This window comes from Enterobacter quasimori (assembly GCF_018597345.1).
Taxonomy (GTDB): domain Bacteria; phylum Pseudomonadota; class Gammaproteobacteria; order Enterobacterales; family Enterobacteriaceae; genus Enterobacter; species Enterobacter mori.
This window is the reverse complement of the sequence record NZ_JAHEVU010000001.1, coordinates 1,198,590-1,222,073: the sequence shown is the minus strand read 5'-3', so window position 1 is coordinate 1,222,073 and position 23,484 is coordinate 1,198,590. Positions and strand designations below refer to the sequence as shown.

Sequence of the window (23,484 nt, the reverse complement as noted above, 5' to 3'; positions counted from 1 at the left end):
TTTCGTCTCAGCCAGTGCATTACTGACATGGTGCGGCAGCGGTAATAATGCCGGATTTATCTCTCTCTTCAGCCAGCGCGTACTGCGCGATGCATTGTTCGCTGGCATTGTCACCCCACGCAACGGAGAGTTTTCCGCGTGCGGGAAGACCGGAGAGGTACGTTTGGCCATCGGAGCCAACGATAAATTCGCTGTCCTTATCCTCAGTGGTCACCGTTGCGCCGAAGGGCAGCGGTTTACCGTTGTGCGTGAGCGTCATCAGCACGCGATTGCCCACGCGGGTGTTAAAGCTGGCGCGCACCACGGCGCCGCGTGTTGGGGTCACCACCTGCGCCGCGTGCGTCACGTCGGCGTTATCCGGCAGCGTTTCGGTATCCAGCGCGATGGTGTTGTGACGATACGCGGTAACAAATGGTACGACGGTATAGCCGCGGAAATCGGTCTCAACGCCCGTCTGGTTAGCGATATGCGTCCCGTGCGTTCCCGGCGCCTTCACCAGCGCGATAGTCTCACCGAGCGGCTGGCTCAGGGTAATGCCGTTGGCATGGGCAATGACGCCGCCCTGCAAACCGACGTTAACGGTCTGCTGATACTTATCCTGGCTGACGCCTGCGCTCACCTCGCCATAGGTCGCTTTATAATCGGCGTTCATGCTGGTCGAGTTCCCGCTGCCGGTGCTGCTCAGCCCCTGCTGGATATTCCAGTTCAGGTTGTCTTCCTTCAGCGCCGTGCCGTTCAGGCCGATATTCTGCGTGGTACCGTCTTTGGTATTGTTCAGGTTGTAGGTGGCCCAGGTGTTATGCATCCAGCGGTCCAGCGGCACGGAGACGCTCAGCGAGAACTGGTTGTCGTTCGTCACTTCGTCGCCGTTTTCATCGCTGTCCTGGGTGTTCTTGTTCATGCTGTAGCTCAGGCTGTAGCTCACCCCGTGCCAGCTGTTGTTGTAGCTGACGCTCATGGAGCTCATGTCCTGGTTCTGGCTCCAGTAAGTCTCTTTCACCATGCTCAGGGTGACGGACCCCCAGCCTTCTGGCAGCGTCTGGTCGATGGTGGCCTCGGTTCGGGCGCGGCGCTGCTGGGGAGCAGACCAGTCGTCAGAGCGGGTATAAGACTCCATGGTGTCTTCCAGGGTGTAGAACCCTTTGCTGTTGTAGCGATAGCCCGCGAGCGAGAAGTTGGTGCCCGAACCGGCAAAATCTTTGCTGTAGCGCACGCGCCAGGACTGGCCTTTGCTCGACTGCTGCTTCTTTAGCAGGGCTTTCGCACGGGTGACGTCGATGGAGAACGCGCCTAAATCGCCCATGTTTTTCCCGGCACCGAACGCCTGGGATTGATAATGGCTGCTTTGCTGAACGCCACCATAAACGGTGACACCATAAGGTAAGCCATAGATCGCGCTGCCCTGGGCAAACGGGGTCTTTTCAACATCGTTGTCGTAAGAGCGATAACGTCCGGCGGTGACGCTGTAGCGCAGGTTTTTTTCGCGCTGCAATACCGGTACGGAGGCATACGGCACCACGAAATGACTTTCGCTGCCGTCGGTCTCTTTCACGGTGACCTGCAGGTCGCCGCTGCTGCCGGTAGGGTAGAGATCGTTAATTTCAAACGCGCCGGGCGCGACCGTGTTCTGGTAAATGACATAGCCGTTCTGGCGGACCATCACCAGCGCGTTGCTGTGGGCAGTGCCGCGTATAATCGGCGCAAAGCCTTTTTCGCTGTCCGGCAGCATGTCGCTGTCGGATTTAAGCTCCACGCCGGTATAAGGCACGCTGTCAAAAACATCGGAAGGCGATGAGCTTTGCCCGACGGTGAGGTCGCTTTTCATCGCCACGATATCGCGCTGGGCATAGGTATAAACGGAGGAGAATTTTTGCTGCTCTTCCTTGCCCTGGGTGCTGCGGTTCCATGTGGAATAGTTACGCACGCGCCAGGCACCGATGTTAAAGCCAGGGCGCAGGTTGACGTACTGGCTGCTGTTATCCTGTTCACCCTTCTGGCGTGCGTGGCTCTGGCTGGCGGTCGCGCTGTAATTGAGCAGCCCTGCGGTGATCCCTTCGTCGAACTCTTTTGGGTCGATATAGCCGCGTGGAACCTTGCTCAGGGCCAGCTGTGGAATACTGAGCAGCAGCTGCTGATTGCGAACGTGAAACGTAGCGGATGCCGCAGGGATGGCGTTTAAATCGGCGCACTGGCCTTTTGCCATCAGCTGCGGGTATTTTTGGGTTTTAATGCCGAGGCTTTTTAAATCCTCTGACGAGAAGCAGGGCTGGAGTGAATTATCCCCGTGGGCGTCTTTTTCTAATTTAAATGTGACATCGCGGGTATCAATTTTATTATTATTGATAAAAATAGCGACCTGATATTTACCCGGCGCTTGCCCGGGCCCTTTTTCGTATACGGAGAGGTCAGTCTTACCCTGCTGCGGATTATCAATATCCAGCAACGCCGGGTTGAAATAATCGTCAGCCATAGCCTGCTGCGCAAAGATCGTCATTGCCAGGCCACATAAAATGACCAGCAACGAAGAAAATCGACAGGTGAACGGCTTTTTATGGCTGTACATGATGATTTCTTTTATCTGAACAGGTGATTAATTAACTGCTTTTGACAATGTCTGGCTGATGCTGCCGTAATCCGTAATAATGGAATACGTGACGGTTGAGCCACTCACATTGCCGGGCAATGCAAAGTGCGTTTCAGTTTTAGGAGTGGCCCAGGTGGCTTTTTCTACTTTATGGCCGTTCAGCGTCACCTTCTGGAAGTTCATATAAAAAGGCGTTGGGTTATTGACAACCAGATCGTTGCCTTCACGATGCCATTCAAGCTTATCGGCGACCTCTTCAGGTCTGCCTTTAACCGCAGAGGGGCGATACAGCAATTTAATGCGCGTATTAATCGCAATTTGTAGCGTGTTGATTCCTTCAACGTGCTTTGAGGAAGGAATGGCTTTGATATTCAGCCAGTACAAGGATTCACGATCTTCCGGTAAATTACCGCCGGTGCGCACCACGCGCAGCACGTTATCTTCTTTTGCGTCAAGGCGGAAAAGCGGTGGGGTAATCAGGAACGGGGCTTTTGTCAGGTTTTTACCGCCGGAATCAACCCAGGACTGCACCAGATAATCCGTCGCATCTGGATTTGAAAGACCAAGAGAGGATTCCTTTTTATCTCCCTGGTAAACCAGTCGTGTGCCATTAATAATGACACCGGCATGTGCAGTGGCGGCTACCAGTAAAAGTGTGCTCAGTAAATAACCATGACGCATAAAGATTTCTCAATAAATAGAAGAGATATTAATGCTCGCAAAAGCATTAATATCTCAGGATTGATAAGATCAGTTATAAATAACGGTGAAGGTCGATACAGAGTTAGCCGGGCCTGCGGTGATTGCGGATCCCGTTTGAATATAGCGTGCGCCAAACTCCAGATCGTTAACCGCCGTGCCGGAGGTTAATGGATATTGCTGAGAAGGGGTATACAAGCTGACCGGTTGTTCTGAGGAATCAACCAGCTGAATAGCGACACCCGTTGCCGCATCAACATCAGGGGTTAACGCCAGCGCAGCATTGTTATTTGAATCCGGGGTACCGCCGAAGTTAATCGCTGCGGAGGTGACCGTTTCCGGGCAATTAGTTAACTGAATATCAAACTTGGTTAATGTGCTGGTAGATCCTGTACCGGTAAATACCGTTTTAGAGACTTTACCTAACTGCACGTTTAACGGGTTGCTTAACCCATTAACAACCTGACAAGCCGAATCGATAATTTCACCGGTGAAGTTAATCTGCCCTTCACCATTTCTTGCCGCAAATGCGGATGCGGAACATCCCACCGCTGCGGCGATCAATAAACCTAAAGCAACCTTGTTCATAATAAATCCTGCTATGTTTCTGGCGCGAACGTTGCCTGGACGTTTTCACCGTTGACCTTTAATGACTTTCCGGTGGTTATTTAATCAAAAAATATATGTTCAAGATTCTTCTATAGAAATCACAAATAATTGAAAAAATGCTTGAGTTTATTTTTTGTCATAAAAACAGCAGATTGATGTCGTTGATAAAAGACTAACGGCAAGGCGTTCTTCAGGGCTATATTGTTAATAAGATGATGCTGTCAGGAGAGAAGTCGTGGATTATCGCAAAATTATCAAAGAGGTAGGGCGAGGAAAAAATCACGCCCGTGATCTGGACCAGGAAACGGCCCATGCGCTGTACACCCATATGCTGAACGGCGATGTGCCAGAACTTGAGCTGGGCGGCATCCTGATCGCGCTGCGTATTAAAGGTGAAGGTGAAGCCGAGATGCGCGGTTTTTATGACGCGGTGCAGGCGAAAACGATGCGCTTAACGCCGCCCGTTACGAAGCCGATGCCGATTGTAATTCCCAGCTATAACGGGGCACGTAAGCAGGCGAACCTGACGCCGCTGCTGGCCATTTTGCTTAACAAGCTTGGGTTCCCGGTTGTCGTACACGGCGTCAGCGACGATCCAACGCGCGTGCTGACGGAAACGATCTTTGCGCTGCTGGGTATCGAACCGACCCTGCATGCGGGTCAGGCGCAGGCGAAGCTGGACGGGCATCAGCCAGTCTATATACCGGTACGCGCGCTCTGCCCGCCGCTGGAAAAACAGCTTGAAATGCGCTGGCGTATGGGGGTGCGCAACAGTGCCCACACGCTGGCGAAACTGGCCACGCCGTTTGATGAAGACGCCGCCCTGCGTCTTTCCAGCGTATCGCACCCGGAGTACGTGACGCGTGTTGGCAAGTTCTTTGAGGACATTGGCGGACGGGCGTTATTGATGCACGGAACGGAAGGGGAGGTGTATGCCAACCCACTGCGCTGCCCGCAAATCATGTTGATTGATTCCGCCGGCTCGCGTGCAGTGCTTGAACGAGGGGAAGAGAGCAGGGATGTGGCCCTGCCGCAGGCAAAAGATCCGCACACCACCGCGCACTGGATCGTTGAGTGTCTGGCGGGCAATGTCCCCGTTCCGCACGCCATCAGGCTGCAAATGGCCTGCTGTTTGCTGGCGACTGGTGAGGTGGACTCAGTGGATGCCGGACTGCAGCGCGTCGCGCAGTCGTTTTAGGCAAAAAAAAGCCCGTCCAGTGGCGGACGGGCAAACAAAGGGTAACAACAGGGTCAATGAGGGTGGAGCATCTCACCAGAGGGTACGGTGAGGGTGGAGCATAATTCGTTCGATTATTTGTAGATAACCGCAGTACCGCTCAGTTTGTTATTGCCGTTAGCGGAGGTGATGGTGTATCCGCTTGCGCCTGCAGCAGCTGCTTTCTCAGCCAGTTTGGCTTCAAGACCGTCAAGGGTAGTCGCGCCTTCAGCACTTACCACACCCACTTTATTCATGTTCTGTGCCTGAGCAGAAGAGACTGGCTCTACAGCGAAAGCGCCGAAAGACAGAGCAGACAGGGCAACAGCGGCTACAGCATATTTGATGGTTTTCATAATTAATCTCTCGCAGGTTATTCTGATAAAGGGACGATGTTCCGTCGATGTGATAAGTATCACGGTTTTTCTTAAGAGATAAAATCGAAGAGAATTGACGTGGTCAATCAAAAAAATTGAATGACAAATAAGTTATTGAATATTAATAAATTCAGAAGGGCGCTTTACAGTTCTTATCGATGCGCTTTACAGAGAGAAGATGAAGGGCACATTTTGCTACGCGACGTACGAAAATTCGTGAGCGTAAACGTATTCGCTTGCTCCGTTGACTTAGGTAAAGGAAAGTCAACGTAACTGGCTATCTTTCGATCCTCTGCGATTATATCCCGAATGTGAAGTGTTTTTTGAATCTTTCTCCTGCTGGCAGGTGATGCATAACCTTACCCCAGGGATGGCTTTTTGCCGCGCCTCGGGAATGGGGTCGCCACACTCCTCACATTCCTGCAGGCTTTCACCGCGCGGCAATTCACCGCGAGCGCGGGCTACAGCATCTTCAATCGTACTGTTGATCTGTTCGTTTACGGCGTCGTCATTTGCCCAACCGGAAGCCATGGCGTTCTCCTGTTTGGTTTTATAAAACACATAACGCTAATGTGGGGTTAAAAATCGTACGGTCAAGACGGGAATAAAGAAAACTGCATCTGTTGGGGCAGATGCAGTCGGGAGGAAGGTCGAACGGTTATTTGTAGATGGTGGCTGTGCCATACATGTGGTTATCGCCGCCAGCGGAATTCACCACGAAACCTTTGGCACCTTCCTGACGTGCTTTTTCAGCCAGCTTATCCTGGAGATCGTCAAGGTTACTCGCGCGACTGACGGAGACGGTACCGGCAGCACGCAGCTGGCTGGTGTCTGTGCTTTCATTCAGTGACTGAACGGACCAGGCAGAGAAAGATGCGGCTGCCAGTGCACCCGCGACAACAAGGGTCATATATCTTTTCATAATCACATCCTCAGGGGGAAACAACAGGTGATTCCCTTTAAGTTTAGAAGCCTGACGAGTGTGATTTAGCGCAAAAATTTGATGATGATCTGCTTATTTTTTGAACGATGTAAATTGACAATTTGCTGACAGATCATAGACATAAAGGTGCCTGATTTCCGGTGTGTTTTTGCGTTGGGCAGACAGTTATTTACCGTTGGGTCCGCAAAGGGTATCTTACGCCGCTGTTGAAAGGAGAATGCCATGACTGCCCAAAAGCCGGGATTGCACCCGCGTAACCGCCATAACAGCCGCTATGACATGAAAGCGCTGTGCCTGAGCTGCCCTCAGTTGCAGGACTTTATTGTACAGACGCCAGCGGGTGAACCCTCGGTCAACTTTGCCGATCCTCAGGCGGTCAAGACGCTGAACAAAGCGCTGCTGGCCCATTTTTATGGCGTGACGAACTGGGATATTCCCGAAGGCTTTCTCTGCCCACCCGTGCCTGGCCGCGCAGATTACGTCCATCACCTCGCCGATCTTCTTGCGGAAGGAAATGATGGCGTCGTTCCACAGCAGGCGACAATCCTGGATATTGGCACCGGGGCAAACCTGATTTACCCGCTCATTGGCGCGCATGAATACCAATGGCGTTTTACCGGCAGTGAAATTGGCACTGAGGCATTCGCCAGCGCGCAGGCGATTATTAACGCGAACCCAGGTCTAACCCGGGCGATCCGTTTACGTCGTCAGAAAGATGACAAATCCATCTTCAACGGCATCATTCATAAGAACGAACAGTACGATGCCACGATGTGTAACCCGCCGTTCCATGATTCTGCTGCCACAGCACGCGCAGGCAGCGAGCGTAAGCGCCGTAACCTTGGGCAGGCGGAAGACGCCGCACTGAACTTTGGCGGCCAGCAGCAGGAGCTCTGGTGTGAAGGGGGCGAAGTCGCGTTTATCCTGCGCATGATTGCAGAAAGTAAACAGTTTGGCCGTCAGGTGAAGTGGTTCACGTCGCTGGTGTCGCGCGGCGATAACCTGCCGCCGCTTTACCGCGCCTTGACCGAAGCCGGTGCGGTAAAAGTGGTGAAGAAAGAGATGTCGCAGGGCCAGAAACAGAGCCGCTTTATTGCCTGGACGTTTTTGGACAATAGCAAACGTCGCAAATAGCACTCCGCCGTAGGCCGGGTAAGGCGAAGCCGCCCCCGGCAACCAGGCTACAGCGTCGGCTCCTGCGGTGGGAGCGGCGATGCGGGCGGCGGCAATACCTGATACGTCTGCACCGGCATCCGCACGTTCGCCAGATCAAAGTGCTTTTTCACCATGCTGTCGAGCGCAAAACGCACCGTCCACTGCTTCAGCGGCTGGGTGGTGAACGAGACGCGCAGGGTGAATGCGGTATTCGTCAGTCCGACAATCCCGGCAAACGACGGTTCGCCGATCACCAGTCCGCGAATATCGTCCATCTGCATCAACTCTTCTACCGCATCCCGCAGCGCCTGCTTCGCTTTGTCCGCATCCTCGTGGCGATCCACATCGTAGTTCGCCACAACGGAACCAATCCCGCGCACGAAGTTGGCGAAGGTGGTAATCGATGACCACGGAATAATGTGATATGCACCGGTGTCCTGACGCACGCCGACGGAGCGGATGGACATTCGCTCAACGGTGCCGGTCAGCGGCCCGATGGTCACCAGATCCCCCGTGTTCATCCCGTTTTCAAACTGAATAAAGATACCGGTAATAATATCCTTCACCAGCGTTTGTGAGCCGAAGGAGATCGCCAGCCCCAGCGCCCCGGCACCCGCCAGCAGAGGGGCGATATTCACGCCGATCTCCGAGAGCACAATCATGATGGTGATGGTGCTGATGATCACCGCCAGCGCGTTGCGGAACAACGTTAACAGCGTTCTTGCCCGCGCGCTGGGTAGCGGCCTGCCGTGAATATCGGACACCAGACGGTTTTCGATAAGGCTCGCCAGCAGCGTCCAGCCGACGGCGGAGAAGAACAGGATCAACGCGATACGGATCAGAATATCGACCGTTTTTTCACCCGCGCCGTTGTGGAGCCAGTTCCAGAAATCAAACAGTCCCCAGGCGTTCAGCAGCAGCATAATCGCCACGCAGACGGTCAAAATCCGCGCAACCTTCAGTGATACCGACATCCAGCCGTTCACGCGCTTTTGCAGTTCAGGGTAGTTCCGCTGCACCTGAGGTGAGAGCGTGATGGTTTTCGAGATCCAGCGGGACAGCAGGCCAGACACAAAAGCCGCAACGCCGATAATCGCCAGGCTTTTGAACGTCGCCCCCATCATAAATTTCAGGCTATTGCCCGGGTCAAACAGCGAGAAGAAGCACAGCACAATAAAGTAGGCGCTCGCCAGCCAGTGCCACACCAGCGCGAAGGCGCGGATAAACAGGCTGAAGAAGGAGAGTGAACGGTCGGCCAGATGCAGCAGGCTTTCGGTGATCGCCTTTTTATTGTGAAAGATAAGGTACAGCGACCAGACGGTGATACAGAGCATAATCAGCACGTTCGCCAGCGCGCCGAACTGCACGTTAACCTGGTTGGAGATGATTGGCACGGCCACCAGCAGGCCGTAGCCAATCAGGCCGCTCAGCACGCTTAGCCGCACGGCCCAGTATTTCGCGCTCTCATCCTTAATATTAAAAGGGCGAAGTTCAGGCACACGCGGGCAAAAGATGACGCGCAGCACCGCTTTAAAAAATTCGATGAGCGCAAATGCATTGAGGAAGAGCGCCTGCTGGAAGGCAATGGTTTTGTTGCCCGTATTGAGGCGATCGGCCAGCACCTGACCGACAAACAGCGTCAGTGCCAGCAGCAGGAGATCGATGATAAAGGCTCCGGCGACCATCGCCGGGAGGTGCAGCCAGCTGCTTTTTTGCTGGTTTTTTTTTCGCCCCCAGACACCCATCTTGCGGTACAGCGGCCAGGCGCACAGGCGCACCAGCCAGTAAAAAATAAACACACCGGCGGCCAGCATTAAAAACTGCGTTACGGCAGTGGAGAAGGTCTGGGGATTAAAGGCCTTATGCGGAGAGCCAATCAGGTTACGGTAAAGCTGGGCAAAACGAGAGGAGAGGGCCTCCCCGTAGTGGCGGCTCACGTCGGTGACGTTTTCCAGCACAGTTTTTTGCTCCTCCACCTGGGGCGGCGTGATGGCCGGAACGGCCTCCTGGGATGGCGTGGCGGCGACTTTACGAAGCTCACCGATTAACTCTTGCCGGGCGGCGTCGTTTTCCAGCACATCGGCAAGGGCTCCGTAGGCGGCTTTTTTCTTTTCGACATCGGGCTCCGGTGGCGGCGTACTCTCCTTTGCCGTGGAGGTTCCGGTGGTGACGCCGGGGATCGCGACGGCAAACGATGGCGCACTAAACAGGCTAATCAACAGCAACAGGATCCACGGCACGGCGCCCTCCGGTGAAAATGTCGAACAAAATGATAAGTATAGAAGTCGAGGCGCAGAGGGGGATTTTTGGGAACATTCTGGCGTAAAAAAGCCGGGCAGGGCCCGGCTCTGTGTAACGCGAGGGATCAGGAGACGTGCTGCAGGAATTCCTGCAAACGCTGCCCTGGCGGGTTAGCAATCAGCTCTTGCGGGTTACCGTCCTGAGCAATACGGCCTTTATCAATAAAGATCAGGCGGGAGGCGACTTTCTCAGCAAAGCCGATTTCGTGGGTCACGATCACCATCGTCATCCCTTCTTCGGCCAGGTCCTGCATCACTTTCAGCACCTCGTGGCGCAGCTCCGGGTCGAGCGCGGAAGTCGGCTCATCAAACAGCATCATCTTCGGCTTCACCGCCAGCGCGCGGGCAATCGCCACGCGCTGCTGCTGGCCGCCGGACAGCTCGGAAGGGTAGTGGTGCGCACGCTCGGCCAGGCCGACCTTGGCCAGCAGATCTTTTGCCTGCGCTTCCGCCGCCGCTTTGCTCGCCCCGCGCACGCGCAGCGGGCCAAACATCACGTTTTCCAGCGCCGTGAGGTGCGGGAACAGGTAGAACTGCTGGAACACCATACCCGCTTCCTGACGGATAAGACGCTCATCCACTTTCGGGTCATTGACCTTCAGACCGTCGACGATCAGATCGCCGCTGGTGATCTCTTCCAGCTTGTTGATGCAGCGCAGCAGGGTGGATTTACCGGAGCCGGACGGCCCGATAATCACCACTACTTCGCCCTGTTTGATGCTCAAATCGATATTGTGCAGCACCTGGGTTGGGCCAAAGTGCTTGGAAACGTTTTTAAATTCAATCACAGGATTTTCATCCTTCTTTCAAGACGACGCAGAACGAAGCTCAGAACCAGAGTGATGATCAGGTAGACAACGGCCACCGCACTCCAGATTTCCAGCGCGCGGAAGTTGCCCGCAATGATCTCCTGCCCCTGACGGGTCAGTTCGGCCACGCCGATAACAATGAACAGCGACGTGTCTTTAATGCTGATAATCCACTGGTTACCCAGCGGTGGCAGCATGCGACGCAGCGCCAGCGGCAGAATAACGTGGCGGATCGTTTCGCGACGGGAAAGGCCTAATGCCAGACCGGCTTCACTGAAACCTTTATGAATCGACAGCACCGCACCGCGGGTAATTTCCGCAATGTAGGCACCTGAGTTGATCATAATGGTGACGACGGCTGCGCTGAACGGGTCAATGCGCAGGTCGGTGAACGCCATTGGCAGGGCGAAGTAGATGAACATGACCTGTACGACAATCGGGGTGCCGCGGATCACTTCGATGAAAACCAGTGCGATGTGGTTTGCAATCCAGCCGCCGTAGGTGCGGGCGAAACCGGCGACAAGACCGATAATCAACCCGCCAACCAAACCCAGGACCGAAATCCACAGGGTCATTTTAGCGCCTTCAAGCAAGAGTGGAATGGCAGGCCAGATGGCGCTCCAGTCAAACTGCATGATGTATTCCTGTATACCGTGGTAAAAAACGAAAAACGTAGGCCCGGTAAGCGTGAGCGCCACCGGGCGTTACAAACCTGAATTCAGGTAAATTATTTAGGCTCGGTACCGAACCATTTTTTGTAGATTTCGTTATAGGTGCCGTTCTCTTTCAGGGTTTTCAGCGCGCCGTTAACTTTCGTGCGCAGGTCGTCGCTGCCTTTCGGGAACGCGATACCGTACTGCTGTGCTTCCAGAGAATCGCCAACCGCTTTGAACTTGCCGTTGCCCGCGGTTTTGATGAAGTACAGGATGTTAGGCGTGTCGTGCAGAACGGCGTCAGCACGGTTGGTACCCAGTTCCATGTAGGCATTGTCGATGTTCGGGAACTGGCGCAGATCTTTGGTTTTGATATTCGCTTTCGCGTAATCAACGGAACCCGTACCGCTCTTCACTGCCACCACTTTACCGTCGAGATCTTTTACGCTTTTTACGTCGTTATTGTCGGCTTTCACCATCACCAGCAGGCCGCTTTTGTAGTAGCCGTCGGAGAAGTCGATCGCTTTTTTACGCTCTTCGGTAATCGTGATACCCGCCAGTGCCAGGTCAACGTTTTTGGTCTGCAGCGCAGGGATGATACCGCTGAAGTCCATCGGCTTCAGGGTGTAGTCCAGTTTGAGTTCTTTTGCGACCGCGGCCCACAGATCCACGTCAAAACCAACGTATTTGTCACCCTGTTTGAATTCAAACGGAACGAACGCCGTGTCGGTCGCCACAACGAGTTTGTCGGCAGCCTGAGAGGACACTGCAAAAGCCAGGGTAAGTGCAGCCAGTGAAACTTTTAATACAGACTTCATAGCATTTCCTTTTATAACCACGGGGCGATCCCCTGCGAGAACGACAGGCACCATGAAAAAATCGTGCCAACTTTACAAGCTGTTGTTTTACAAAGGGGATGATGTCACGCATTGCACAAAAAATAGAGCAATGATGTCGCGTTGCACCAGCGTGAGGCACCATTTTGGTGCGCATCTTTTGGCGTATCTGACGAGGTGATATTTAGCGCAGATTCTGACGGAAAAACAATCTTCCGTTAACGGTTGTGTGAGGTGATTATTACATTTCATTCACTTTTGCAGGTGTGCAGTGCAAAAGTGTGCACCATAAATGTGCAAAACCCCCGCCAGAGGCGAGGGTGTCATTGGTAATTCATATGGCTTATTCGATGTTAGATTCGATGAACCACAGGAATTGATCCAGGTCGCGAGAGGCGGCGGTGAAGATATCAGCCGTGTCTTCGTCTTTCGCTTCGCCGATGGCTTTACGCACGTCGTTCGCGACGATGGCATAACGGTCCGCCAGCTCTTTCAGGTGATCCTGAACGGTATGGATATCCAGCGGATAGCTTTTCAGTGGCGTTTTGCTGTTAATCACCTGCGTGGTCCCCAGCGCTACACCGCCTAACTGAACGGCACGTTCGGCCATCGTATCGAGGTGGGTAACCAGTGCTGTGCGGAAGCCATCCAGCATTTCATGAACGGCAATAAAGTTTGCACCGCGCATATTCCAGTGGGCCTGTTTGGTGATCAGCGAAAGATCGATGAACTGGATCACCTGGCGATTCAGCAACTCAATAGTCGCCTTTTTGTCGCTATCCGATACATCGTTACGGGTATAAAGCAGATTAGACGCTTTCGTTTTCACCAGTTTAGCGGTACTCATAATCTCATATCCTCTTGATGTTTGTGTCCCAGGTAATTACGGAACTAAGTATAGCACCGGATTTTTTTCCTGCGGTTTGGCTCTGCCTATCGGTTTAATAGCAAGAAGGATGTTGAGTTTGTATCATGATGAAAATAATAGGTTTTTATGAAATTGATACAGATCAATCTTAATTCTGAACGTACGGTTCGTAGCCCTGTGGATTATTTCGTGACGATGACAGTTTATGTAACGAAATATGATAAACGTGGAAAGCGCCTATATTCTGCATGGCGAGAAAGCCATGCAGAATATAGAGCATTAATTGATGTCAACTTTCTTCACTTTGGGTTCAGGGCGCATTGTCAGCGTTGATCCCATAGAGGCCGCGATAATGGAGCACAGTGCCAGCGTCTGGGTAAACGTCAGCGTTTCTCCGAGGAAGACCATCCCCGAGATAGCCGCCAGCGCAGGCTCCATGCTCATTAGCGTACCGAAAATGCGCGTCGGCAAACGCGTCAGGGCTATCATCTCCAGAGAATAGGGGAGTGCCGTAGAAAGAATAGCGACCGCCAGCCCCACGGGCAGAATGGACCATTGCCATATGGATTCGGCGGCCTGCGCCATACCGAGGGGGACAAAGATGATGGCGGCAATTAGCGAGCCCAGCGCAACCGTGGCCGGGCCGTGCTCCTCCCCGGCGCGTTGGCCGGTGAGGATATAGACAGCCCAGCAGGCACCCGCGCCGAGGGCGAGCGCGGCACCCGTCAGATCAATCTGCGCGACGCTTTGACCCAGCGGCAGCAGGAACCAGAGCCCCAGAACCGCTAACACGACCCAGATGAAATCTACCGGACGACGTGAAGAGAAGAGGGCAACCGCCAGCGGCCCCGTAAATTCAAGCGCGACGGCAATTCCCAGTGGGATGGTCTGGATTGAGAGGTAAAACATGTAGTTCATCGCGCCCAGCGCCAGCCCGTATAAAAGAAGCGGCAGCCGCTGCTCTTTTTTGAAACGCAGACGCCAGGGTTTAAAGATGACCACGAGGATCACAGTCCCTAATGCAATACGCAGGGCCGTAACGCCCGGCGCGCCCACCAGCGGGAAGAGTGATTTTGCAAGCGACGCGCCGCTCTGAATCGACAACATGGCGATCAGTATTACAGCGACCGGCATCCAGACCGATGACGTGCGGGATAACCCTGGCATCCTTTCTCCTGTCAATTTATGTCAAATAGGGTAAAAGCCGCAGTGTAATGGAAATATGCGCTCACGGTTGAGCTACTGTTGAAAAAAAACCAGGGAAAATCCGTAAAATAGATAAGCATTGCTGGTTTTATCGCCTGTCAGATTAGGAATAATCTGGATGAATGTAACGGCGATGACGCGCACTATGACCATTTTGCGGCGAAAATTTAACGTAATTTGAATGAGATAGCTGATTCTGGAAACGTTCTGTTACAGGAAAGGCCTCGTTAGACATTACGAATCACAAAGAGTTTCGCAAAATTTTTTGATATATTTAAAACTTACGGACTTACTTGAACACATTTGAGGTGGTTATGAAAAAAATTGCATGTCTTTCAGCACTGGCCGCAGTTCTGGCTGTTTCCGCAGGTACTGCTGTAGCTGCTACTTCTACCGTTACCGGTGGTTACGCTCAGAGCGATATGCAGGGCGTGATGAACAAAACTAACGGTTTCAACCTGAAGTATCGTTACGAGCAAGACAACAACCCGCTGGGCGTGATCGGTTCTTTCACTTACACCGAGAAAGATCGCACTGAAAACGGCACCTATAACAAAGGTCAGTACTACGGCATCACCGCTGGTCCTGCTTACCGCCTGAACGACTGGGCTAGCATCTACGGTGTTGTAGGTGTTGGTTACGGTAAATTCCAGCAGACCGAAAACGAAGGTCTGAACCGCACTGCAAGCAACAGCGACTACGGTTTCTCCTATGGCGCGGGTCTGCAGTTCAACCCAATCGAAAACGTTGCTCTGGACTTCTCCTATGAGCAGAGCCGTATCCGCAACGTTGACGTTGGCACCTGGATCGCGGGCGTAGGTTACCGCTTCTAATCACTTCGGTGATTAAATAAAAAATCCGCCCACTGTGGCGGATTTTTTTTGTCTTTATCCCTCTCCCGTGTGCTGAGAAATCCCAGTAATTTTTTACCTGAAGCGATGAAGGTTTCTTCAGCAAAATTAATGTATTACAGCGACACCCTGGCACGTTCACAAGCCATGTCGTTAAAGAGTAGCAAGGAACATAAAGTGAACGGAATGACCACCAGAGCCGTATGTTCCCCCTCACCCCAGCCCTCTCCCTCAAGGGAGAGGGAGTCGTCCGTGCAGGCCTCAGCTCTGTAGGAGAGAGCCAGGGGGAGGGCGTCAGTCCGCTATTTACTCTTAATATCAAAAATGTCCGTACCCAGGTGGTTATAGTCAACTTTCTGTAACTTGAAGTTGGTAACGTAAACTGGGGGGCCCTTCTTGTTAGAGATAAAGGGGTAAGCATTTTTTATCTGCTCGGCCTTAATCCCCGTCCACTGTGAGAAGAACTGCAGGAAATCATTCGCCGAACGACGTGCTTTGATGATGCGATGCTTTTTGTCGTCACTCGACAGCACCATAAAGGGCACCTGGAAGTTCTGCTGGAACTTGTCATCGTGCGCCAGGTACTGCACCTCTTTACCGCGCTCTTTAAACGCCAGCCCGTGATCGGAGAAATAAACCATCGAGAAACTGTCGCCCGTATTGCGCAGCTGGGCATAGAGCTTGCTGAGCAGGTCGTCGGTTTGCGTCATGGTGTAGAGATAACATGAGGTCTCTTTGGACTGCACAAACTCTGTGTACTTTCCGTTTGTACGATCGCACGCCTGAGGATGTGATCCCATCAGGTGCAGAACAATCAGCTGCGGCTGGGCGCGCTGAGTAGCAAAGACCTGTGCGGTCATTTTCAGCAGTGCTTCATCTTTCGTGTTTTTGTCGGCTTCAAAATCACCGCTTTTCAGGAACTGAACCTCATCGGCACGCTTCGCAATACTGGCGATGGCGGTATCGTATTCGCCAATTTGCCCCTGGTTGGAGAACCACCACGTCTGGAAGCCCGCGCGGTTTGCCAGCGTGACAACGTTATCCTGATACTGCGGTTTGCCGTCGACCACACGGTTCAGGGTCAGGCCGAGTGATTTCTGCGTCGAGCCGCTGGCAGCGACGTAATCGGTAAACAGGACACCGTTAACCGAACTGGCAAACGGGGTGTTATCCCAGTGACCGCCAAAAGCACCGAGCGCATCGCGGCGCGCACTTTCGCCAATCACCACCACGTAGGTATGGTACTTAGGCTTCACGGCCAGCACGTTCCAGGTGTCTTTCATGGTGGAGAGTTCAGCCATACGCGCCTGCTCGTCGAGAACCTCTTTATTATTAACCACGACGTCTTTCACGAAGCGGAAAACCGGATAGCCGATATTGATAAGCCTTAGCTTACCGTCCCAGGGAATATTCTGGATGGGGGCGACAAACGCCACGGCAATGCTGAACACCAGACAGAATATTTCGATCTTGCCCCAGGATTTTTTCTCGCCTGACTGACGGCGGATGGCGATAACGCCCAAAGCGAAGATAAAGAGCCCGACCACGTAGCTGTACCACGGGAAGATCGTCAGGATCTCCGTCGACTCTTCCATATTGGTCGAGTGCAGCGCCAGCAGGGTATTGAAGTTTGGCGCGCCATAGGCCTGGCCAAACGGGAAATACATCGCAGCAACCAGCGAACAGACCCCGATCAACGCTTTCTGCACGCGCGGCGCACTCCGCCACAGCACGTGGAGCACGCAGGTAAACGCCACGGCGTAGAGCAGGCTAAACGGGTAGCCAAGCGCAAAGTTAATCAGCAGCGATTGCAGAAAGTAGAATCCCGTCCACGGGCTTAAGGCCCGGCTGCGGGTAACAAGTGTTTCTTTCAGGGTTAAGTTCATAGATCACTATCATGAAAACGCCATGTGCTCACCCTGGCGCCAAGGGTCAAAGCCTGCCTGACAGTGCGTGGAGAGGGAATGAGGGTCCGCTTCAGCGAGCCGCAAATGGTGCAGGGCTGCAAGAAGATAGTGCGGGCGTGAAATAAGGTCAACAGTTGCTAAACAGATGTTTTGCGAGGGAGACTGCAAATCCGTAAAAAAGATCGGGATTAAGGCGGCCAGAGGCCAGTTTACAGGGGGGTTGTGACGGAAAAATGAAGCGGCGTACCGCGACGCCGCTTAGTGAGAAGATTTGTCATCCTGCTGCGGTTTGTTGTTAAACATATCGCACAGCATGTTCAACAGCATTAAGCGCACTTTAAAAGGAGAGTGGGTAAACACGTTCATACACCTCTTGAATTCATTCATGTGACCTCCTGATTTCTGATCCCTTCGATCCGTGAAGGGTGACTGCATTACATACAGATATAGCACAGGCTATATTGTATAGCTATGGCTAATTCGTTAAATTTTTGTGCTTGTAGAGCTATGGTTTACAATGTGCGCTCCGTTACAGGACGCTGGAAGCGTCACCCCCATTGAGGAAGCACAATGAACCGTCGTGCAGGTAAGCCAACTACAAAAAAAACGACGCAACTGGTGAATGTTGAAGAGCACGTAGAAGGGTTCCGTCAGGTGCGTGAAGCGCATCGCCGGGAGCTGATTGATGACTATGTGGAACTGATCTCCGATTTGATTCGTGAGGTTGGCGAAGCACGTCAGGTCGATATGGCCGCGCGGCTGGGCGTTTCCCAGCCAACGGTAGCCAAAATGTTAAAACGTCTGGCGTCAGTGGGCTTGATCGAGATGATCCCGTGGCGCGGCGTGTTCCTGACGGCAGAAGGCGAAAAGCTGGCGCAGGAGAGCCGCGAGCGTCATCAGATCGTGGAGAACTTTTTACTGGTGCTGGGCGTCAGCCCGGATATTGCCCGCCGGGATGCGGAAGGGATGGAGCACCACGTCAGTGAAGAAACGCTGGTGAAGTTCCGTGAATTTACACTCAAATATGGTCCTTCTGCTGAATGAACATCCCCGGCCTGCAAGCCCTGACGCGTGACCGTTTCTTTCATCTCTTACTGATTATTGGGGCAGGCTTAAGCCTCTTTGTCCCCTTTACCCCTCACGCCTGGCCTGCGGCCATTGACTGGCGCACGATTATTACCCTGAGCGGCTTAATGATGCTCACCAAAGGGGTCGAGCTGAGCGGTTACTTTGACGTGCTGGGACGCAAAATGGTGCGCCGTTTTGCCACAGAGCGCCGGCTGTCCCTGTTCATGGTCTTTTCCGCAGCGGTGCTGTCGACGTTTCTGACCAACGATGTCGCACTGTTTATCATCGTGCCGCTCACGCTCACGCTGCGTAAGCTCTGTGAAATCCCGGTCAGCCGTCTGATTATCTTTGAAGCGTTAGCCGTGAACGCTGGCTCGCTGTTGACGCCTATCGGGAACCCACAAAATATTCTGCTCTGGGGCCGTTCGGGCCTGTCGTTTGCCGCCTTTACCTGGCAGATGGCCCCGCTGGCGGTGGTGATGATGCTTTCCCTGCTGGCGGTCTGCTGGTTTGCCTTCCCGGATAAAAAACTGCAGTACCACAGCGGCACGACGGGCCCGCAGTGGCAGCCCCGTCTGGTCTGGAGCTGTCTGGCGTTGTATATCGTCTTTTTGGTCGCGCTGGAGATGAAGGCGGAGCTGGCGGGCGTGCTGATCGTTGCCGCCGGGTTTTTAGTGCTGGCGCGGCGGGTGCTGGTGAGCGTCGACTGGACGCTGCTGCTGGTCTTCATGGCGATGTTTATCGATGTCTATCTGCTCATCCAGCTTCCTGCACTGCAAAACGTGCTTCACGGCGTCAGCGGCCTGTCGCAGCCGGGACTGTGGCTGACGGCGATTGGCCTGTCGCAGTTTATCAGCAACGTACCGTCGACCATTCTGCTGCTCAACTATGTTCCGCCTGACACCCTTCTGGCCTGGGCGGTAAACATCGGCGGGTTTGGGCTACTCCCCGGCTCCCTTGCCAACCTGATTGCCCTGCGCATGGCCAACGACCGCCGCATCTGGTGGCGCTTCCATTTATGGTCGGTCCCGATGCTGATGTGGGCCGCCGCGATCGGTTTCGGACTATTCCTTCTCATATAGTGCGCTATTTGTCAGTTTATCCTGGCAAATGTATAGCAACGTCCTAGCTTTAGTGAACGGCATAGTGTGATGCCGCTCACTGACAGGACCGTTGCTGACCTATGGCTGAAGATCAAAACCCGCCTGCTGACGAGCAGGAAAACAACAATAATGCGCGTAAGCGCCCGGGCAAAAAACCGTTAATTATCCTCGGCGTTGTCGTGGTGGTGATGGTGGTCGTGGCGCTGGTCTGGTGGTTTTTAACCCGTAACGAAGAGACGACCGACGACGCCTTTACCGACGGCGACGTGGTGACCATTGCCCCCAAAACCGCGGGATACGTCACCGAGCTTCGCGTGCGCGACAACCAGCGCGTGAAGAAAGGGGATCTGCTGGTGGTTATCGATCCTCGCGATACCACGGCCCAGCGCGATCAGGCCCGGGCGCAGCTTGGGCTGGCGCTTGCTCAGCTCCACCAGGCGCAGGCACAGCTGGCGCTCTCGAAGGTGCAATATCCCGCCCAGCGTGACGAAGCCAAAGCGCAGGTGCTAAAAGCGCAGGCCGATATGGCGAACGCCCAGGCGGAGTACCGCCGTCAGCGCGGCGTTGACCCGCGTGCGACCACCCAGCAAAGTATCGATTCCGCGAACGCTCAGCTGCGCAGCGCACAGGCCGGACTGGCCAGCGCCCAGGCGCAGCTGGAAGTGGCGGAGCAGGTACAGCTGCAGATTCGCCAGCAGGAAACCAACGTTGAAGCCCGCGAGCGTCAGGTCGATCAGGCCAAAGCGCAGCTGGAAACCGCGAACCTGAACCTCTCTTACACCGAAGTCCGCGCCCCGTTCGACGGCTTCGTCACCAAACGCAACGTACAGCCCGGCACGCTGGTGCAGGCGGGAACGGCGCTGTTCTCGCTGGTCTCCCCAAACGTGTGGGTGGTGGCGAACTTCAAAGAGTCGCAGCTTGAACGCATGAAGCCGGGCAACAAGGTAACGGTTTCGGTCGATGCCTGGCCGGATATGGAACTCGAAGGCCATATCGACAGCATTCAGCAGGGCAGCGGCTCCCGCTTCTCCGCATTCCCGTCAGAGAACGCCACCGGCAACTTTGTGAAGATCGTCCAGCGCGTGCCGGTGAAAATCGTGATTGATAAGGGGCTGGATCCGAACAGGCCGCTGCCGCTGGGGCTGTCGGTTGAACCGAAGGTGACGGTGGAATGACGGACCACAGCCACGATAGCTGGAAGCCCGCCAGCAACCCGTGGGCGGTGGCAATCGTCGTCACCCTCGCGGTGTTTATGGAAATTCTGGACACCACCATCGTCAACGTGGCGCTGCCGCACGTGGCCGGGTCGCTCTCGGCCAGCTATGACGAATCCACCTGGGTACTGACCAGCTACCTGGTGGCGAACGGCATCGTGCTGCCCATCTCTGCCTTCCTCAGTCGCCTGTTTGGCCGCAAGCAGTTCTTCTTAATCTGTATTGTGATGTTCACCATCTGCTCGTTTCTGTGCGGCATCGCCACCGAGCTGTGGCAGATCATCCTCTTCCGCGTGATGCAGGGCTTCTTTGGCGGCGGTTTGCAGCCGACGCAGCAGTCGGTGCTGCTCGATTACTTCAAGCCGGAGGACAGGGGCAAAGCCTTTGGCCTCTCGTCCATCGCCATTATCGTTGCGCCGGTCCTCGGGCCAACCCTGGGCGGCTGGATCACCGATAACTACTCCTGGCGCTGGGTGTTCTTTATCAACATCCCGGTGGGGATTGTCACGGTGCTGGCGATCTACCAGCTGCTGGAAGATCCGCCGTGGGAGAGCAAGTCTAAAGAGAAGCTCTCCGTTGACTGGACGGGGATCGGCCTGATCGCTCTCGGCCTCGGCTGCCTGCAGGTGATGCTTGACCGGGGCGAGGATGACGACTGGTTCTACTCGAACTTTATCCGCACCTTCGCGGTGCTGACGCTTATCGGCATTATCGGCGCGATTTACTGGCTGCTGTATGCCAAAAAGCCGGTGGTGGATCTGCACTGCATGAAGGACCGCAACTTTGCCATCTCCAGCCTGCTGATGGCGGGGATGGCGATGATCCTCTACGGCAGCTCGGTAGTGATCCCGCAGCTGGCGCAGCAGGATCTGGGCTATACCGCCACCTGGTCCGGGCTGGTGCTGTCGCCCGGCGCGGTGCTGATCGTGTTAACCATCCCGCTGGTGCTGAAGTTGATGCCCGTGGTGCAGACGCGCTGGATCATCGCCTTTGGCTTTACCTGTCTGGCGGTGTCGTTCTTCTGGTCGCGCACGCTGACGCCGGATATCGACTTTGAAACGCTGGTGCTGTTCCGCAGCGCGCAGTCGATTGGGCTGGGATTCCTGTTTGTGCCGCTGACCACCATCGCCTTTATCTCAATACCGAGGCGGCTCAACGCCGACGCGGCGGCGCTGTTCACCATGTTCCGCAACGTCGCGGGATCGATTGGGATTTCGCTCTCGACGGCGGCGATTACCGAACGCGCGCAGGCGCACAGCGCCCATCTGGCGTACCACGCTTCGCCGTTCAACGAACAGTTCCAGCTGGCGATTCGCGAAAGCGCCCAGGCGATTCAAAACTTCACCACCCAGGTGGGCGACCCGACGGGCATTGCCACCGGACGCATGTACCAGACCATGATCGAGCAGTCGCGCTTTTTGGCCTACATCGACGTCTTCACCCTCCTGAGCGCGGTGGCCTTTTTACTGATCCCATTTTGTTTGTTGCTCTCGCCGGTTAAGAGCGAGGGGAGTGCAGGAGCACATTGATGATACACAGACGTTTACACCCCGTGATGATAATGATGCTGCTGGTGGGCTGCGCCGTCGGGCCGGACTACCAGCAGCCCGCACCGCCCGCCGTCACGCACTGGAACGATAAGGGCGACAGCGGGGTGAAATCGCAGACGACCTCCGCCGCGACCAACCCGCGCTGGTGGAAGACCTTTGGCTCGGCGCAGCTCGACAGTCTGGTTGAACGCGCCATCGCCGGAAACCTGACGCTGCAGCAAACGGTGCTGCGTATCGCGGGAGCGCGTGAGCAGATTAACCAGGCGGGCGGAGCGTTTTACCCGTCGGTGAACGGCAATCTGCAGGCGACGCGCCAGCAGCTCGGGCTGGAAGGGGAGCTAAAATCCCACGGCGTGTACGACCAGCTGGATAACGTCGATCCTGAACTCAGAGGCGCGCTGGGGCCGCTGACGCAGCCGATCAATCTCTACCAGGGCAGCTTCGACGCCCAGTGGGAAATCGACCTGTGGGGCAAGGTGCGCCGTCAGGTGGAGGCGGCGGAGGCGCAGCAGAAAGCCGCTATCGAGCAGCGTAACGACGCGCTGGTGTCGCTGGAGGCGGAAGTGGCCCGGGCGTGGCTCCAGCTGCGCGGGGCGCAGAGCGTTATCGCCACGCTGAACACCCAGATTGCGAGCGCGCAGCAGACGCTGGATCTGACCGAAAGCCGCCAGCGGGGCGGGCTGTCGCCGCAGATGGATGTGGAAAACGCCCGGGCGCAGCTGGGGAATCTTGAAGCGCAGCTGCCGCAGTACCAGGCGCAGGCGCGGCAGGCGATGAACGGCCTGGCGATCCTGCTCGGCAAGCCGCCGGGGGCGCTGGATGCGGAACTGCAGAGCGTGCAGCCGATGCCCGCGCTGCCGGATATTGTGCAAACGGGCATTCCGTCGACGCTGGCGCGCCGCCGTCCTGACGTGCGCGAAGCGGAGGCAAACCTTCACGCCGCCACGGCGCAAATCGGCGTCTCGGTGGCGGAGCTGTTCCCGAGCTTTACCCTCTCCGGGCAGTTTGGCCTGCGCAACAGCGAAACCAACTGGCTGACCGACTGGAGCAGCCACTTCTACAGCTTTGGCCCGCAGGTCTCCATTCCCATCTTCCAGGGCGGTCGGCTGGTCTCCAGCGTGAAGGTGGCGCGCGCGCAGCAGGGTGCGGCGGTGCTGGACTATCGCCAGACGGTGCTCACCGCGCTCGGTGATGTGGAAAACGCGCTGGTGAGCTATCGCACCGACCAGCAGCGTGAAGCGGGTCTCGCAAAAACGATTGACGCCCTGCAAAACGCCTTTGATTTAGCGAGCGACAGCTACCGCCAGGGGATCGCCAGCTTTATCGACGTGCTGGACGCCCAGCGACAGCTGGCGCAGGCCCAGCAGCAGCGCGCACAGGCGCAGGTGCAGAGCGCGCTCGATCTGGTGGCGCTCTACAAGGCGCTCGGCGGCGGCTGGGAGCCGTATCAGCAGGTGCAATTACCGGACTACAATGTCTTTGGCGACGCCCCGCGCGGATAAATATTCAGAGGATTGGGCAAGAAACGGACAGGAA

General features: G+C 55.0%; 22 protein-coding genes. 8 read left to right on the top strand and 14 right to left on the bottom strand.

Annotation, left to right across the window (positions count from 1 at the left end; genetic code table 11):
• Window positions 1-19 precede the first annotated feature (19 nt).
• The 3 genes from KK102_RS05870 to KK102_RS05860 all read right to left on the bottom strand — a co-directional run bounded on the left by KK102_RS05870 (window position 20) and on the right by KK102_RS05860 (window position 3,871).
• Window positions 20-2,563: a fimbria/pilus outer membrane usher protein gene (locus KK102_RS05870; protein WP_216357171.1), complete on the bottom strand. Its 2,544-nt coding sequence runs from the start codon at window positions 2,561-2,563 to the stop codon at window positions 20-22.
• 27 nt (window positions 2,564-2,590) lie between these two features.
• A complete protein-coding gene (locus KK102_RS05865; RefSeq protein WP_216357170.1) occupies window positions 2,591-3,265 on the bottom strand; it encodes a fimbrial biogenesis chaperone in 675 nt (224 codons plus the stop codon).
• Window positions 3,266-3,334: 69 nt separating this feature from the next.
• Window positions 3,335-3,871 carry a fimbrial protein gene (locus KK102_RS05860; protein ID WP_216357169.1) on the bottom strand — a complete coding sequence of 179 codons (537 nt, stop codon included), beginning with the start codon at window positions 3,869-3,871 and terminating at the stop codon, window positions 3,335-3,337.
• Between the two features lie 256 nt (window positions 3,872-4,127).
• Here KK102_RS05860 and ybiB point away from each other — a divergent pair, with 256 nt between their 5' ends.
• On the top strand, window positions 4,128-5,090 hold the full coding sequence (ybiB, locus tag KK102_RS05855; RefSeq protein ID WP_063615832.1) for a DNA-binding protein YbiB: 963 nt from the start codon (window positions 4,128-4,130) through the stop codon (window positions 5,088-5,090).
• 113 nt (window positions 5,091-5,203) lie between these two features.
• On the opposite strand, the gene ybiJ is transcribed toward ybiB, so the two are convergent.
• The 3 genes from ybiJ to mcbA all read right to left on the bottom strand — a co-directional run bounded on the left by ybiJ (window position 5,204) and on the right by mcbA (window position 6,407).
• The gene (ybiJ, locus tag KK102_RS05850; protein WP_047745329.1) at window positions 5,204-5,464 is read right to left on the bottom strand and encodes a DUF1471 family protein YbiJ; all 261 of its coding nucleotides are present in this window, start codon (window positions 5,462-5,464) and stop codon (window positions 5,204-5,206) included.
• 285 nt (window positions 5,465-5,749) lie between these two features.
• Window positions 5,750-6,016 (bottom strand): DksA/TraR family C4-type zinc finger protein, encoded by a 267-nt coding sequence (locus tag KK102_RS05845; protein ID WP_010428900.1) that lies wholly within the window; start codon window positions 6,014-6,016, stop codon window positions 5,750-5,752.
• Window positions 6,017-6,143: 127 nt separating this feature from the next.
• The gene (gene mcbA, locus KK102_RS05840) at window positions 6,144-6,407 is read right to left on the bottom strand and encodes a DUF1471 family periplasmic protein McbA (protein ID WP_010428903.1); all 264 of its coding nucleotides are present in this window, start codon (window positions 6,405-6,407) and stop codon (window positions 6,144-6,146) included.
• Between the two features lie 243 nt (window positions 6,408-6,650).
• On the opposite strand from mcbA, the gene rlmF reads away from it, so the two are divergent.
• On the top strand, window positions 6,651-7,562 hold the full coding sequence (gene rlmF, locus KK102_RS05835) for a 23S rRNA (adenine(1618)-N(6))-methyltransferase RlmF (protein ID WP_216357168.1): 912 nt from the start codon (window positions 6,651-6,653) through the stop codon (window positions 7,560-7,562).
• Window positions 7,563-7,609: 47 nt separating this feature from the next.
• Here rlmF and ybiO read toward each other — a convergent pair whose 3' ends face one another.
• The 6 genes from ybiO to rhtA all read right to left on the bottom strand — a co-directional run bounded on the left by ybiO (window position 7,610) and on the right by rhtA (window position 14,216).
• Window positions 7,610-9,823, bottom strand: coding sequence for a mechanosensitive channel protein (gene ybiO / locus KK102_RS05830; RefSeq protein ID WP_216357167.1), 2,214 nt, complete (start codon window positions 9,821-9,823; stop codon window positions 7,610-7,612).
• Window positions 9,824-9,948: 125 nt separating this feature from the next.
• Window positions 9,949-10,671 carry a glutamine ABC transporter ATP-binding protein GlnQ gene (gene glnQ, locus KK102_RS05825; protein ID WP_089598967.1) on the bottom strand — a complete coding sequence of 241 codons (723 nt, stop codon included), beginning with the start codon at window positions 10,669-10,671 and terminating at the stop codon, window positions 9,949-9,951.
• Window positions 10,668-11,327, bottom strand: coding sequence for a glutamine ABC transporter permease GlnP (gene glnP / locus KK102_RS05820; RefSeq protein WP_003858462.1), 660 nt, complete (start codon window positions 11,325-11,327; stop codon window positions 10,668-10,670). The genes glnQ and glnP overlap by 4 nt, the downstream gene beginning before the upstream one ends.
• Before the next feature lie 92 nt (window positions 11,328-11,419).
• The gene (glnH, locus tag KK102_RS05815) at window positions 11,420-12,163 is read right to left on the bottom strand and encodes a glutamine ABC transporter substrate-binding protein GlnH (protein ID WP_010428921.1); all 744 of its coding nucleotides are present in this window, start codon (window positions 12,161-12,163) and stop codon (window positions 11,420-11,422) included.
• Between the two features lie 361 nt (window positions 12,164-12,524).
• Window positions 12,525-13,028, bottom strand: a complete 504-nt coding sequence (dps, locus tag KK102_RS05810; RefSeq protein ID WP_010428924.1) for a DNA starvation/stationary phase protection protein Dps — start codon at window positions 13,026-13,028, stop codon at window positions 12,525-12,527.
• Window positions 13,029-13,328: 300 nt separating this feature from the next.
• Window positions 13,329-14,216, bottom strand: coding sequence for a threonine/homoserine exporter RhtA (rhtA, locus tag KK102_RS05805; protein WP_216357166.1), 888 nt, complete (start codon window positions 14,214-14,216; stop codon window positions 13,329-13,331).
• Window positions 14,217-14,569: 353 nt separating this feature from the next.
• Between rhtA and ompX the strand changes: the two genes are divergently transcribed.
• Entirely contained in the window at window positions 14,570-15,088 is a 519-nt protein-coding gene (gene ompX / locus KK102_RS05800; protein WP_010428930.1) for an outer membrane protein OmpX, read from the top strand.
• A gap of 320 nt (window positions 15,089-15,408) precedes the next feature.
• On the opposite strand, the gene KK102_RS05795 is transcribed toward ompX, so the two are convergent.
• Both KK102_RS05795 and mntS read right to left on the bottom strand, forming a co-directional pair.
• Window positions 15,409-16,992, bottom strand: a complete 1,584-nt coding sequence (locus KK102_RS05795; RefSeq protein ID WP_216357165.1) for a phosphoethanolamine transferase — start codon at window positions 16,990-16,992, stop codon at window positions 15,409-15,411.
• 279 nt (window positions 16,993-17,271) lie between these two features.
• Window positions 17,272-17,400: a manganase accumulation protein MntS gene (gene mntS, locus KK102_RS05790; protein WP_042718971.1), complete on the bottom strand. Its 129-nt coding sequence runs from the start codon at window positions 17,398-17,400 to the stop codon at window positions 17,272-17,274.
• Window positions 17,401-17,583: 183 nt separating this feature from the next.
• On the opposite strand from mntS, the gene mntR reads away from it, so the two are divergent.
• The 5 genes from mntR to KK102_RS05765 all read left to right on the top strand — a co-directional run bounded on the left by mntR (window position 17,584) and on the right by KK102_RS05765 (window position 23,450).
• A complete protein-coding gene (mntR, locus tag KK102_RS05785; protein ID WP_063449275.1) occupies window positions 17,584-18,057 on the top strand; it encodes a manganese-binding transcriptional regulator MntR in 474 nt (157 codons plus the stop codon).
• Window positions 18,054-19,163 (top strand): anion transporter, encoded by a 1,110-nt coding sequence (locus KK102_RS05780; RefSeq protein ID WP_216357164.1) that lies wholly within the window; start codon window positions 18,054-18,056, stop codon window positions 19,161-19,163. Before mntR ends, KK102_RS05780 begins: the two co-directional genes overlap by 4 nt.
• A 101-nt stretch (window positions 19,164-19,264) precedes the next feature.
• Window positions 19,265-20,359, top strand: coding sequence for an HlyD family secretion protein (locus KK102_RS05775; RefSeq protein ID WP_216357163.1), 1,095 nt, complete (start codon window positions 19,265-19,267; stop codon window positions 20,357-20,359).
• A complete protein-coding gene (locus KK102_RS05770; protein ID WP_120158399.1) occupies window positions 20,356-21,927 on the top strand; it encodes a DHA2 family efflux MFS transporter permease subunit in 1,572 nt (523 codons plus the stop codon). Before KK102_RS05775 ends, KK102_RS05770 begins: the two co-directional genes overlap by 4 nt.
• Window positions 21,927-23,450: an efflux transporter outer membrane subunit gene (locus KK102_RS05765; RefSeq protein WP_216357162.1), complete on the top strand. Its 1,524-nt coding sequence runs from the start codon at window positions 21,927-21,929 to the stop codon at window positions 23,448-23,450. The genes KK102_RS05770 and KK102_RS05765 overlap by 1 nt, the downstream gene beginning before the upstream one ends.
• Window positions 23,451-23,484 lie beyond the last annotated feature (34 nt).